General features: G+C 63.5%; 10 protein-coding genes. 6 read left to right on the top strand and 4 right to left on the bottom strand.

What is annotated here, in order from left to right; translation table 11 throughout:
• Positions 1 to 14: 14 nt before the first annotated feature.
• Complete coding sequence (locus tag NE851_RS25730; RefSeq protein ID WP_097542168.1) at positions 15 to 1,745, top strand: DegQ family serine endoprotease; 1,731 nt, start codon at positions 15 to 17, stop codon at positions 1,743 to 1,745.
• Between the two features lie 93 nt (positions 1,746 to 1,838).
• Here the strand turns inward: NE851_RS25730 and serB are convergent, their stop codons facing one another.
• Positions 1,839 to 2,729 carry a phosphoserine phosphatase SerB gene (serB, locus tag NE851_RS25725; protein WP_047610846.1) on the bottom strand — a complete coding sequence of 297 codons (891 nt, stop codon included), beginning with the start codon at positions 2,727 to 2,729 and terminating at the stop codon, positions 1,839 to 1,841.
• Between serB and miaA the strand changes: the two genes are divergently transcribed.
• A complete protein-coding gene (gene miaA / locus NE851_RS25720) occupies positions 2,728 to 3,624 on the top strand; it encodes a tRNA (adenosine(37)-N6)-dimethylallyltransferase MiaA (RefSeq protein WP_047610844.1) in 897 nt (298 codons plus the stop codon). The two genes, serB and miaA, sit on opposite strands and share 2 nt — an antisense overlap.
• A gap of 3 nt (positions 3,625 to 3,627) precedes the next feature.
• Here the strand turns inward: miaA and pdxR are convergent, their stop codons facing one another.
• Entirely contained in the window at positions 3,628 to 5,118 is a 1,491-nt protein-coding gene (gene pdxR / locus NE851_RS25715; protein ID WP_047610840.1) for a MocR-like pyridoxine biosynthesis transcription factor PdxR, read from the bottom strand.
• A gap of 142 nt (positions 5,119 to 5,260) precedes the next feature.
• On the opposite strand from pdxR, the gene NE851_RS25710 reads away from it, so the two are divergent.
• Together NE851_RS25710 and NE851_RS25705 are read left to right on the top strand one after the other, a co-directional pair.
• Positions 5,261 to 5,875 (top strand): LysE family translocator, encoded by a 615-nt coding sequence (locus tag NE851_RS25710; protein WP_047610838.1) that lies wholly within the window; start codon positions 5,261 to 5,263, stop codon positions 5,873 to 5,875.
• Positions 5,876 to 5,895: 20 nt separating this feature from the next.
• Entirely contained in the window at positions 5,896 to 6,822 is a 927-nt protein-coding gene (locus NE851_RS25705; RefSeq protein ID WP_127430224.1) for a dihydrodipicolinate synthase family protein, read from the top strand.
• Here the strand turns inward: NE851_RS25705 and NE851_RS25700 are convergent.
• The gene (locus NE851_RS25700; protein WP_127430225.1) at positions 6,807 to 8,831 is read right to left on the bottom strand and encodes an ATP-binding protein; all 2,025 of its coding nucleotides are present in this window, start codon (positions 8,829 to 8,831) and stop codon (positions 6,807 to 6,809) included. The two genes, NE851_RS25705 and NE851_RS25700, sit on opposite strands and share 16 nt — an antisense overlap.
• A 323-nt stretch (positions 8,832 to 9,154) precedes the next feature.
• Between NE851_RS25700 and NE851_RS25695 the strand changes: the two genes are divergently transcribed.
• Positions 9,155 to 10,945 (top strand): acetolactate synthase 3 large subunit, encoded by a 1,791-nt coding sequence (locus tag NE851_RS25695; RefSeq protein ID WP_047611753.1) that lies wholly within the window; start codon positions 9,155 to 9,157, stop codon positions 10,943 to 10,945.
• An 83-nt stretch (positions 10,946 to 11,028) separates the two neighbouring features.
• A complete protein-coding gene (gene ilvN, locus NE851_RS25690) occupies positions 11,029 to 11,601 on the top strand; it encodes an acetolactate synthase small subunit (RefSeq protein WP_047610833.1) in 573 nt (190 codons plus the stop codon).
• Between the two features lie 80 nt (positions 11,602 to 11,681).
• Here the strand turns inward: ilvN and NE851_RS25685 are convergent, their stop codons facing one another.
• Positions 11,682 to 12,530 carry an aldo/keto reductase gene (locus NE851_RS25685; protein ID WP_097542374.1) on the bottom strand — a complete coding sequence of 283 codons (849 nt, stop codon included), beginning with the start codon at positions 12,528 to 12,530 and terminating at the stop codon, positions 11,682 to 11,684.
• Positions 12,531 to 12,557: the final 27 nt, after the last annotated feature.

Below are 12,557 nucleotides of genomic sequence, written 5' to 3'. Positions count from 1 at the left end.
TATGAGGAAGCTTGATGGCCCCCACGAAACGCTCGCCCTTCAGACGAACGCTCGCGCTTATGGCCAGCGCTGCAATTCTTGCGCATGCCGGCATGAACGGGATTGCCTATGCGCAAACCGCACCTGAGACGACCGCTCCTGGGGTTGCCACGCCCGCTCCGGCTGCTCCGGAGGCGGCTGCTCCTACGCCCACGCCGCCCGCACCCGGCGCGCCACAGCAGATCGCCCCGATCCAGGCCGTCACGCCAAACAACGGCCCGGCTTCTGTCGCCGATCTCGCCGAGGGGCTGCTCGATGCCGTGGTCAATATCTCGACCTCGCAGAATGTGAAGGACGACGAGGGGGCCGGCCCGGCGCCGCGTGCACCCGACGGCTCGCCGTTCCAGGAGTTCTTCAACGATTTCTTCAACAAGCAGCAGGGCAACAAGGGCGGCAATCACAATGTCAGCTCGCTCGGCTCCGGCTTCGTCATCGATCCGGCCGGTTATATCGTCACCAACAATCACGTGATCGAGGGCGCCGACGACATCGAGATCAATTTCGCCAATGGTTCGAAACTCAAGGCGAAGCTGATCGGCACGGATACGAAGACCGATCTTTCCGTGCTGAAGGTCGAGCCGAAGGCGCCGCTGAAATCCGTGAAATTCGGCGATTCCAGCACGATGCGCATCGGCGACTGGGTGATGGCCATCGGCAATCCGTTCGGCTTCGGCGGTTCGGTGACGGTAGGCATCATTTCCGGCCGCGGCCGCAATATCAATGCCGGCCCCTATGACAACTTCATCCAGACGGATGCGGCGATCAACAAGGGCAATTCCGGTGGACCGCTCTTCAACATGAAGGGTGAAGTGATCGGCATCAACACGGCGATCATCTCGCCGAGCGGCGGTTCGATCGGCATCGGCTTCTCGGTGCCGTCGGAGCTTGCGTCCGGCGTCGTCGACCAGTTGCGCGAATATGGCGAGACGCGGCGCGGCTGGCTCGGCGTGCGCATCCAGCCGGTGACCGACGATATCGCCGACAGCCTCGGGCTCGACAGCGCAAAGGGCGCGCTGGTCGCCGGCGTCATCAAGGGCGGACCCGTCGACGATGGCTCGATCAAGGCAGGCGACGTCATCTTGAAATTCGACGGCAAGACCGTCAGCGAAATGCGCGACCTGCCGCGCGTCGTGGCGGAAAGCACGGTCGGCAAGGAAGTCGACGTGGTGGTGCTGCGCGACGGCAAGGAGCAGACCGTCAAGGTGAAGCTTGGCCGGCTCGAAGACAGCGATCAGGCGGCCGCATCCGGCGATGCGGCGCCCGATGGCTCGCAGGACGACGGCGTGATCACGCCGGATCCCGGCGAAAACAATGACATGGACCAGCCTGACAGCGGCGATCAGGTCCAGCCCGAACCCGGCACGCCGGACCAGCATAAGGGTCAGGTGGCGCCGGATGCGGCAACGCCGAAGAACGTGCTCGGCCTGTCGCTGTCGCTTTTGAGCCCCGAGACGCGCAAGGCTTTCGGCATCGCCGAGAGCGTCGACGGCGTCGTCGTGACAGAGGTGACGCCCGGCTCCGCCTCGGCCGAAAAGGGGCTGAAGCCCGGCGATGTGATCGTCGAAGTGGCGCAGGAGTTCATGAAGTCGCCGGATGCGGTCGCCGCCAAGGTGCAGGCGCTGAAACAGGAAGGCCGCCGCAACGCCCAGCTTATGATCGCATCGGCGAATGGCGATCTCCGGTTCGTGGCGGTGCCGATGGAATGAGAAAGTTGCGGCGGTGGTGAATTACCGCCGTCGTCTCCAACTCTCGCCCATTCCTGTGACGAGCATAGGGATGAGGGTGTGCCACGTCGGTCTTCAAGCCGTCACGAAATCCGTCTTCCGGTAGCCCTGGATATAGAGCAGGGCTGTGAGATCACCGTGGTTGATGCGCATCTCAGCTTCCGCGGCGACGGCGGGCTTGGCGTGGAGGGCGACGCCGGCGCCGGCGAGGTGCAGCATGCCGAGGTCGTTGGCGCCGTCGCCGACGGCGATCGCTTCTTCCGGCGAAATGCCGAGGCGAGCCGAAATTTCGTTCAGCGCATCGACTTTCGCCTGCTTGCCGAGGATCGGTTCGGCGACGAAGCCGGAGAGTATGCCGCCGTCTTCGAGCAGCGTGTTGGCGCGGTTCTCATCAAAGCCGAGGGTGGCGGCGATGCGGCTGGTGAAGACCGTGAAGCCGCCGGAGACGAGGGCGGTGTAATGGCCTTTCGATTTCATGGTGGCGATCAGTTCCGGGCCACCAGGGGTAAGTGTGATGCGCTTGGCGATCACTTCGTCGACGACCGACAGCGGCAGGCCCTTGAGCAGGGCGACACGCTCACGCAGGGCAGGTTCGAAGGCGATCTCGCCATTCATGGCGCGGGCGGTGATGGTGGCAACCTTTTCCTTCAGGCCGACTTCGGCGGCGAGTTCGTCGATGCACTCCTGGCCGATCATCGTCGAATCCATGTCGGCAATCAGCAGCTTCTTGCGGCGGGTCTCCTGCTCCTGGATGACGAGGTCGATCGGCGCGCCTGATATGAGCGCAAGGATATTGGCCTCGGCCGCCTGCGCATCCGTGCCGTCGCGCAGCGCGATGTCGCAGGCGATGCCGTCGGCCAGCCAATAGAGGCCGGAAGCCTTCACCACCTCGGCCGCCTGTTCGGCGATTGCGGGTGTCAGCACGGGATTTGACGGATTGGCAACAAGCGTGGCAACGAGGGCCATGATGGAAAACCTTCTGAGCACAGTGAACGCGATCCTGATAACCGGGCCGACCGCCAGCGGCAAGTCCGCGCTCGCCGTCGAATTGGCCAAACGCCATGACGGTGTCGTTGTCAACGCCGACAGCATGCAGGTCTACGATACGCTGCGGGTGCTGACGGCGCGGCCGTCGGAGGGGGAGATGCAAGGCGTGCCACATCATCTCTACGGCCACGTGCCGGCGGGGGCGGCCTATTCCACAGGCGCCTGGCTGCGCGATGTCTCGGCGCTGCTGCCGATGCTCAAGGCCGAAGGACGGCTGCCGGTCTTCGTCGGCGGCACGGGGCTTTATTTCAAGGCGCTGACCGGCGGACTCTCGGATATGCCCGGGATACCGGAGACACTGCGGCAAAGCCTCAGGGCACGGCTGCTGGAGGAGGGGCCGGACGGGTTGTATGCGGAGCTCGCTGACGCCGATCCCGCCACGGCGGCAAGTCTCAACCGCCAGGACGGACAGCGCATCGTCCGGGCGCTGGAAGTGATGAAGGCGACGGGGCGGTCGATCGCCGATTTCCAGGGCCAGTCGGGACCGGTGGTGATCGACGCGGGTGAGGCCCGCAAGATCGTCGTGCTGCCGGACCGGGCGGTGCTGCATCAACGCATCAACGGCCGTTTCGAAAAAATGCTGCAGCAAGGCGCCGAAGACGAGGTGAGGGCGCTGCTTGCGCTCGACCTGCCGGCCGAGGCGCCCGTGATGAAGGCAATCGGCGTGTCGCAGATCGCGGCGATGCTGAGGGGCGAGATGACACGCGACGAGGTGCTGGAGAAGGGTGCTGCGGCGACGCGGCAATATGCCAAGCGGCAGATGACATGGTTCCGCAACCAGATGGACGACAGCTGGGAACGGCTGATCGCTTAAGTGTCAGACCTGACGCGGGCCTTCCGCTCCAGTCATCTGCAGGCTCAGCAGTTTGGCGAGTTCGCCGACCGCCGCCCGCAGCTGGTCCGGAAGAAATCCGCCGAAGCCCAGCATCAGGCCGGGGCGCGCCGGCTCCGCGGCATACATCGGGGAGATCGCCCGCACGGCGAGGCCGGCCGATAAGGCGCGTGCTGCAAGTTGCACGTCGTCGGCCTGCTCGGGCAGCCACAGAAGAATGTGCATGCCCTGGTCGCTCGGCTGAACCTGGCATCCCTCGGGCAAGGCCCGCTCGAGCGCTGCGAGCAGGACAGCGCGGCGGTCGGCATAGAGGCCGCGGATGCGCCGGATATGCGCCTCGAAATAGCCTTCCCGCATGTAAGCCGCCAGAACATGCTGTTCTGCGATCGGCGAATGCCGGTCGAGAATGGCGCGGGCGCCGGCAAAGGCTTCTACGAGCGGAGGAGGGGCGATGACGTAGCCGAGGCGCAGGGAGGGGAAGAGCACCTTGCTGAAGGTTCCGAGATAGATGACGCGTGACGGACGCAATCCTTGCATCGAGGGAAACGGGTGTCCGGCATAACGCAGCTCGCTGTCGTAATCGTCCTCGACGATCCAGGCGCGATTCTGGTCGGCCCAGGCGATCAAGGCATTGCGCCGCGCCATGCTGAGCGGCATGCCGATCGGATATTGGTGCGAAGGGGTGACGAATGCGGCGCGCGCCTGCGGACAGAGTTCGAGGCCGCGTTCCACGTTCATCCCCTGTGCATCGACGGGCAAGCGGTGGGTCCGTACGCCGAGATCGTCGAGCACTGCCGTCAACCCGGGATAGGCGGGGTCTTCGGCCCATACCGGATCGTCACGCGAGAGAAGCACCCGGCCTGCCATATAGAGGCCTTGCTGGGTGCCCGATGTAACGATGACCTGTTCCGGCTCGCAATGAACGGCCCGCGCGCGCCGGATGTGGTCGGCAATGGCAAGCCTGAGCTCGTGCAGACCCATCGGGTCGTGGTAACCCGAGGGTGCGGCCTGTCTCGACGCGCGCACGCGATTGCCGAGGCGGCGCCAGGTGTCGTCGGGCGCAATACCGGACGCCGGGACGGCAATGGCGAAGGGAACCGGCGGGTGCGGGGTGAGCGCACGGGCAACGGCGATCAGCCGGGCAGCCGGGGGAGGCAGATCGACAGCATCAGCGACCGGCGGAGCTGCCGGCGCCGGCATCGCGTCCAGGAGATGAGCGGCAACCCGGGTTCCGGCTCCGACCCGCGCTTCGAGATAGCCTTCGGCGACCAACTGATCGAACACCTCGACGACAGTGCCGCGCGCGATCTTCAGCGAAGCCGCAAGGCTGCGCGTCGAAGGAAGGCGTTCGCCTGGCCTCAGTTCGCCGCTGGCGATTGCGCTGCGCAGGCTCTGGGCAAGCTGGCGGCCGACATTGGTCGTTCGATCGATCGCGTTGAGCGACGGGATTTCGATGGTGCTGCGCCGTTTGGACATCGCAAAAAGTGGTCTAGAGATTTTCTTCAAAAATGGTGCTTCATAGTGGACCAATTTTCGAGGAAAAGGAAGCGGATTGGCGGCTCCCCGTTTTCTTCGTTTCTAGGGGCGTCCGCGGGCGCAAACTTCTGGAAACACGCAAATGCAGGATCTTCTCGTCGTCTACATCGCCTACGCAATTGCTGCAGGCAGTCCCGGACCAAGCAACATGGCCATCATGAATGTGGCGATGCGGCAGGGGCGTCGACCGGCGTTAACCTTGGCCGCCGGGGTCATCACGATGTCGACATGCTGGGGGCTGATCGCGGTCACCGGCATATCGACACTGCTGGTCCGTTATGCCCATGCCCTGCTGTTCCTCAAGGTCGCGGGCGGGCTGTATCTCCTCTGGCTCGCCTGGAAGGCGGCCCGCTCGGCAGCCGCGCCGGACAGGCCGGCAGGTGAGCTCGTCCGGCCTGACGCGCGACTCGGCATGCTCTATCGCCGCGGCGTTCTGATGCATCTCGGCAATCCGAAGGCGGTTCTGGCCTGGGTCGCGATCATGTCGCTCGGCCTTAAGCCCGGCGCTTCGCCAGAGATGGCCGTCACGGCGTTCGGCGGCTGCGTGCTTCTCGGGATCTCGATATTTGCCGGATATGCCGTGCTCTTCTCGACGGCGCCGATGGTGCGCGGCTATGCCCGCGCGCGGCGGTGGATCGAGGGAAGTCTCGCCGTCTTCTTCGCCGGCGCCGGATCGCGCCTGCTGTTTTCACATTGACCGTTTTTCAGGATCGCATCATGTCTGTCGCTTCTCCGTTTCATGGTCTTTCGGCCTTTCCGCCAACGCCCGCCGATCGGGATGGCAGGGTCGACACCGAAGCTCTTAGCCGCCTGCTGGAGCGCCTGTGCGATGCAGGCGTCGCCTCGATAGGTCTTCTCGGCAGCACCGGGATCTATGCCTTTCTTGCACCTGAGGAGCGGCGGCGAGCCGTCGAGGCTGCGGTCGAATGCGTTCACGGCCGTATTCCCCTCGTCGTCGGCGTTGGCGCTTTGAGGACAGACCAGGCCCAAAACCTTGCGAGGGATGCCGAGGCCGCTGGTGCAGATGCGCTTCTGCTGGCGCCTGTATCCTATACGCCGCTGACCCAGGAAGAAGCTTATCGGCATTTCCTTGCGGTCACGGAGGCGGCGAAGCTGCCGCTTTGCATCTACAACAATCCCGGCACGACCCACTTCACCTTCAGCCGCGAGCTTCTGCAACGCCTGTCCGACCTCGAGACGATCAAGGCGGTAAAGATGCCTCTGCCTGTTGAGGGCCATCTCGCAGGCGAACTGGCGGCATTGCGGGAGAAGACCGAGCTTGCGATCGGCTATAGCGGCGACTGGGGGGCGGCCGAAGCGCTGCTTTCAGGCGCCGATGCCTGGTACAGCGTCATCGGCGGCTTGCTTCCGCGCGTCGCCCTTGCGCTCAGCAAGGCCGCGATTGCGGGTGACAGTGGTGAGGCGCGCCGGCTCGATGCTCTCCTCCAGCCGCTCTGGAAAACGTTCAAGGAATTCGGAAGCCTTCGCGTGGTCTATACGCTGGTCGACATTCTCTCACTCGCCCAGGCAGAGCTCCCACGACCTCTGTTGCCGCTCGGACCGATGGACCGGCAACGGGTGCTCGACGCCGTCGGACCTCTAATGACGCTGGAGAGTGAGCTGAAGCGTCAATCCTTGTTGTAGAGGCTGCTCAGCGGTTTTTTCAGGATGCTTTCGCGCAGCGACGTGCCAGGCTCCCGGCGGGTGATCGCTGGCTGATCCGCCGACGGCGCCGGCCGGGGAAAGACCGGCTCCTCGCGGCGCATCTCGCGGCGGAGCGCGTCCAGCCGGGGATCGATCGCCGGCACTGCAGCCGGATCCAGCCGCGGCGTTTGCGGCAGCAGCTCGCGTCGGTAGGATTCGAGCGGCGCGGCCGAAGAGGTGGGTGGCGCGTAAGCCGTGGCGTCGAGATCCTCGTCGGCTGCATCAGCCTCGTCCAAGCTTGCCACGGATGCGGCGTAGTTCTGCTGGAAATTCGAAATGTCGGGTCCGACGGTCACCGCCCGCATACGGGTGACGATCTTGCGCAGGTCGACTGTATCCGGATCTTCCTCGCTTTGCTTGCTGTTGGCGCTGCTCGCCTTCGGCAGCAGGTTCTCCTCGACGCGGGAAAAGCGCATGCGCATCGGCACGCTGATCGCCTCGCCGAAAGCGATTGCCTCACCATTGCCGATCGAGGAGATGAAGCTCGTCGTCGAGATCGACGAATTCGGGATGGCCGAGCGGATGATTTCCTGGTCTCGGTCGTTGGCAAGGCGCATGGCAAAGAGCGTCGAACACTGCGACAGGATCGTCTGGTCGAGCTCGCCCGGCCGCTGGGTGATGATGCCGAGCGAGACGCCGTATTTGCGGCCCTCCTTGGCGATGCGGGCAATCGCCTGGCGTGTCGGCACGAAGCCGAGGCTCGGATCGGAGGGGATATAACGGTGAGCTTCCTCGCAGACGACGAGCATGTGGATGGCGCCGTCGCTCCACAGCGCCACTTCGAAGGCCATGCGGCAGAGCACCGAGGCGACCGAATTGACGACCTCGGAGGGAATGCCGGCAAGCTGGAAGGTGCAGATCGGCCGATTCTCGCCGGGGATGCGGAAGATCTGCGCGATGGTTTCGGTGATCGTGTCGCTGATCGTGTTGTTGGAGAACATGAAATGATAGCGCGGATCGTTGATCGCGGCGATGAGGCGCATCTTCAGCGACCGCAGGAAGGGCTTTTCCGAGCGGCCTTCCAGGCGGCCGATGCGCTCGTCGATCAGCGCCAGCAGATCGGCCATGCGGTAGGGAACCGGCGTATCGGCGGTGATCGAGCTTTTTTCCGTCGTCCGGCGCACCAGCGAGTTGTCGCTGCCGCGGAAGGCGCGTTTGGCCTCCGGCAGGATATCGCGCAGCATGTCGAGTTCTTCGGGCACCGGCGGACGGCCGCGAAAGACGACCTCGGCGAATTCCTCCAGCCGCATCAGCCAGAAGGGCAGGTCGAGTGTATCGGTATCGATGGTGACCGCGTGCTTGGGGAAGGCGGCGGCAAATTCATTATGCGGATCGAGGATCAGCACACGCAGCTTCGGATCCGCCTCGATCGCCTTGTGCAGGAGCAGCGAGACGGCGGTCGACTTGCCGACGCCGGTGGAGCCGACGACGGCGAAATGCTTGGAGAGCATCGAGGGGATGTGGATCGCCGCATCGATGCTTTCGTCCTGCGTCAGCTTGCCGATGACGGCGGTCGTACCTTCGCCGGCATCATAGATGCGCATCAGGTCGGCGGAACGGATGCGGTGGGCGATGGCGCCGAGATAGGGGTAACGCGAGATGCCGGTCGAGAATTCCTCGGTGCCGTCCTCATCCACACGGACTTCGCCGAGCAGTTCGGTCTCGATCCGGAACGTGTTGTCTTGGCCTTCATCCCAGGCATGGCTGCCGGTGTTCATCTGATAGACGAGGGCGACGACACGGTTGCGGCCGACGCTGATCGAAATCAGCCGGCCCACGGACCAGAGTTCGGTAAGATCGGTGCCGCCCTGTTCGGCGACGGCGGCAATTGTCGCCCTGGAGCCGCTGCATGCAACGACGCGGCCGAGAAAGCGATTCCCCGGCGCATGGCCATCGCGGCGATCATGCTCGCCTGCCTTGCCAGACGTGCGCAAGTCGTTGTTGAGCAAAGGGCTACTCCATGCGGTAGCGTATAAGAATAAAGTCGATCCTTTAACAAATCCTTCATCCTATCGATTTTCGGGGATACGGGCGTCGGGCAGTTTTTTATTGCGGCATGCGTTGACGCTGCGAAATTTTCTGTCTATCACTTCCGACCATGAAAATCGCAACGGCTCTTATCGTGGTGGGAAAGCGCATGGGCAGGATGGTGTAACCATCCGGCGATAGCCACCCATGCGCTAGATGACAGGCTCCTCCGGGGCCTTTTTTTATGCCCGAAATCAGGGCTTCCGGCCACAAACGCAAATCCCAGCATAAACGGAACAGACAGATGAGCACGGACAATCAGGCGGCAGGCAATCGGATGACGGGAGCGGAGATCGTTCTCAAGGCGCTGAAGGACAATGGCGTCGAACATATCTTCGGCTATCCCGGCGGCGCGGTCCTGCCGATCTACGACGAGATCTTCCAGCAGGAGGAAGTCAAGCACATCCTCGTCCGCCACGAGCAGGGGGCAGGCCATGCGGCCGAAGGTTATGCCCGCTCGACCGGCAAGGTCGGCGTCATGCTGGTAACCTCGGGTCCGGGCGCCACCAATGCGGTCACGCCGCTTCAGGATGCGCTGATGGATTCGGTCCCGCTCGTCTGCCTGACCGGCCAGGTTCCGACCTCGCTGATCGGCTCCGACGCCTTCCAGGAATGCGATACGGTCGGCATCACCCGGCCCTGCACCAAGCACAACTGGCTGGTCAAGGACGTCAACGAACTCGCCGCCGTCATTCACGAGGCCTTCCGCATCGCCCAGTCCGGCCGTCCGGGCCCTGTCGTCGTCGATATTCCGAAGGACGTGCAGTTTGCGACTGGCACCTACACACCGCCGGCCGACTACACGATCCAGAAGAGCTACCAGCCGAAGACCCAGGGCGACCTCAACCAGATCCATGCGGCGATCGAGCTGATGGCGAATGCACGCCGTCCCGTCATCTATTCCGGCGGCGGCGTCGTCAATTCCGGTCCCGAGGCTTCCAAGCTGCTGCGCGAGCTGGTCGAGCTCACCGATTTCCCGATCACCTCGACGCTGATGGGCCTCGGCGCCTATCCCGCTTCCGGCAAGAACTGGCTGAAGATGCTCGGCATGCACGGCTCCTACGAAGCCAACATGGCGATGCACGATTGCGACGTCATGGTCTGCATCGGCGCGCGTTTTGACGACCGCATCACCGGCCGTCTCAATGCCTTTTCGCCGAATTCGAAGAAGATCCATATCGACATCGATCCGTCTTCGATCAACAAGAACGTCCGGGTCGATATCGGCATCCGCGGCGATGTCGGCCACGTCCTCGAAGACATGGTCCGCCTGTGGCGGGCGCTGCCGAAGAAGCCGGAAAAGGGCCGGCTCGACGACTGGTGGACCGATATCACCCGCTGGCGGGCGCGCAACTCCTTCGCCTATACGAAGAGCAACGACGTCATCATGCCGCAATATGCGCTGGAGCGGCTCTACGCCCACACCAAGGACCGCGACACCTACATCACCACCGAGGTCGGTCAGCATCAGATGTGGGCGGCGCAGTTCTTCGGCTTCGAACAGCCGAACCGCTGGATGACCTCGGGCGGCCTCGGCACGATGGGTTACGGCCTGCCGGCCGCACTCGGCGTGCAGATCGCCCATCCCGACAGCCTCGTCATTGACATTGCCGGCGATGCCTCGATCCAGATGTGCATCCAGGAAATGTCGGCGGCGATCCAGCACGATGCGCCGATCAAGATCTTTATCATGAACAACCAGTATATGGGCATGGTGCGCCAGTGGCAGCAGCTGCTGCACGGCAACCGCCTGTCGAACTCCTATACCGAGGCGATGCCCGACTTCGTCAAATTGGCGGAAGCCTATGGCGCCGTCGGCCTGCGCTGCGAAAAGCCGGATGAGCTCGACGACACCATTCTGGAGATGATCGAGGTCAGAAAGCCGGTCATCTTCGATTGCCGCGTCGCCAATCTCGCCAACTGCTTCCCGATGATTCCCTCAGGCAAGGCCCATAACGAAATGCTGCTGCCGGATGAAGCCACCGACGAGGCGGTCGCCAATGCGATCGATGCCAAGGGCCGCGCGCTCGTCTGACATTTTTAATTTGCGCATAATCCTTTCCGGAAATCGTTTCCGATTTTCGGGGTTATGCGGCAGGGAAGAGGAAACTCAGGACCATGAACGCACATCTACAGCCCACGGGCTCCGCCTATTTCATCTCGCCGGAAACGGCGGCCGTCGAAAGCCACACGCTTTCGGTTCTCGTCGACAACGAGCCGGGCGTTCTTGCCCGGGTCATCGGCCTGTTCTCCGGCCGCGGCTACAATATCGAGAGCCTGACGGTCTCCGAGACCGAGCATCAGGCGCATCTTTCCCGCATCACCATCGTCACACGCGGCACGCCGCACGTGCTGGAGCAGATCAAGGCGCAGCTGGAGCGGATCGTGCCGGTGCATCGCGTCGTTGACCTGACGGTGCGCGCCCGCGAACTCGGCCAGGACCGGCCGATCGAGCGCGAGGTGGCGTTGGTCAAGGTGATCGGCGAGGGCGACATGCGCGCCGAGACCCTGCGCCTTGCCGATGCCTTCCACGCCAAGGTGGTGGATGCGACGGTCGGTCACTTCATTCTTGAGATCACCGGCAAGTCGTCGAAGATCGACCAGTTTGTCGCGATCATGAAGCCGCTCGGCCTGATCGAGGTCTGCCGTACCGGCATTGCGGCGATGAACCGCGGTGTCCAGGGCATGTAGAGACTACAGCCCGGGCATGTAAATATTACAGCCCGGGCATGTAGGCCCGCTGCTGAAATAATTGCGAAAGCCGCTGGAGATCAGAGCATCTCCAGCGGCTTTTTCTTTGCCGGCGGCGGGAAGGCGGCGTCCAGCGCCTGCCAGTCCTCGTCGGTGATATCGAGCGAGACGCAGTCGCGGTTTTCGGCCGCGCGTTCGGCATTCGAGGTCTTCGGGATGACGATGACGCCGTCGCGTTCCAGCAGGAAGGCGAGCGCCAGCTGGGCGGGCGTTGCCTGATAGGCCTTGGCGATGCGGATCAGCTCGGGATGATGCAGGATATTTCCCTGCTCGATCGGCGAATAGGCCATGATGGGAATCTTGCGGCTCTGGCACCAGGGCAGCAGGTCGAATTCGATGCCGCGGCGGGAGAGATTATAGAGCACCTGGTTGGCGGCGACATTGGCGCCGTCGGGCACTCCAAGCAATTCCTGCATGTCGTCGGTGTCGAAGTTGGAGACGCCCCAGGCGCCGATCTTGCCGGATGTTTTCAGCATTTCGAAGGCGGCGACGGTTTCGGCGAGCGGGTAGTTGCCGCGCCAGTGCAAGAGATAGAGATCGATGCGGTCGGTGCCGAGCCGTTCGAGACTGCGCTCGCAGGCTTCGATCGTGCCTTTCAGGCTGGCGTTCCAGGGATAGACCTTGCTGACGACGAAGACCTCGTCGCGCCGTCCCCTGATTGCCTGGCCGACGATCTCCTCGGCGCCGCCGTCGCCATACATTTCGGCGGTGTCGATCAGTGTCATGCCGAGATCGATGCCGGCCTTCAGGCTTTCGATCTCGGCCCTGGCGTGGCCGGCATCCTCGCCCATGGCCCAGGTTCCCTGGCCGAGCGCCGGCACCTCGGTGCCGTTCGGGAATGTGATCAATGGAATCGGGTCGTCTTGCATAATTTTCTGTCCCTTCGGCAAGAGATT

The organism is Rhizobium anhuiense bv. trifolii (assembly GCF_024346605.1).
GTDB lineage: Bacteria > Pseudomonadota > Alphaproteobacteria > Rhizobiales > Rhizobiaceae > Rhizobium > Rhizobium anhuiense.
The sequence above is the reverse complement of the archived record's forward strand: the minus strand, read 5'-3'. Positions and strand labels throughout refer to the sequence as shown.

Bases quoted from the DNA above. Each gene is read 5' to 3' on its own strand.
- NE851_RS25730 (WP_097542168.1), top strand. From the start codon at position 15: ATGGCCCCCACGAAACGCTCGCCCTTCAGACGAACGCTCGCGCTTATG.
- miaA (WP_047610844.1), top strand. From the start codon at position 2,728: ATGATGGAAAACCTTCTGAGCACAGTGAACGCGATCCTGATAACCGGG.
- serB (WP_047610846.1), bottom strand. From the start codon at position 2,729: ATGGCCCTCGTTGCCACGCTTGTTGCCAATCCGTCAAATCCCGTGCTG.
- pdxR (WP_047610840.1), bottom strand. From the start codon at position 5,118: ATGTCCAAACGGCGCAGCACCATCGAAATCCCGTCGCTCAACGCGATC.
- NE851_RS25710 (WP_047610838.1), top strand. From the start codon at position 5,261: ATGCAGGATCTTCTCGTCGTCTACATCGCCTACGCAATTGCTGCAGGC.
- NE851_RS25705 (WP_127430224.1), top strand. From the start codon at position 5,896: ATGTCTGTCGCTTCTCCGTTTCATGGTCTTTCGGCCTTTCCGCCAACG.
- NE851_RS25695 (WP_047611753.1), top strand. From the start codon at position 9,155: ATGAGCACGGACAATCAGGCGGCAGGCAATCGGATGACGGGAGCGGAG.
- ilvN (WP_047610833.1), top strand. From the start codon at position 11,029: ATGAACGCACATCTACAGCCCACGGGCTCCGCCTATTTCATCTCGCCG.
- NE851_RS25685 (WP_097542374.1), bottom strand. From the start codon at position 12,530: ATGCAAGACGACCCGATTCCATTGATCACATTCCCGAACGGCACCGAG.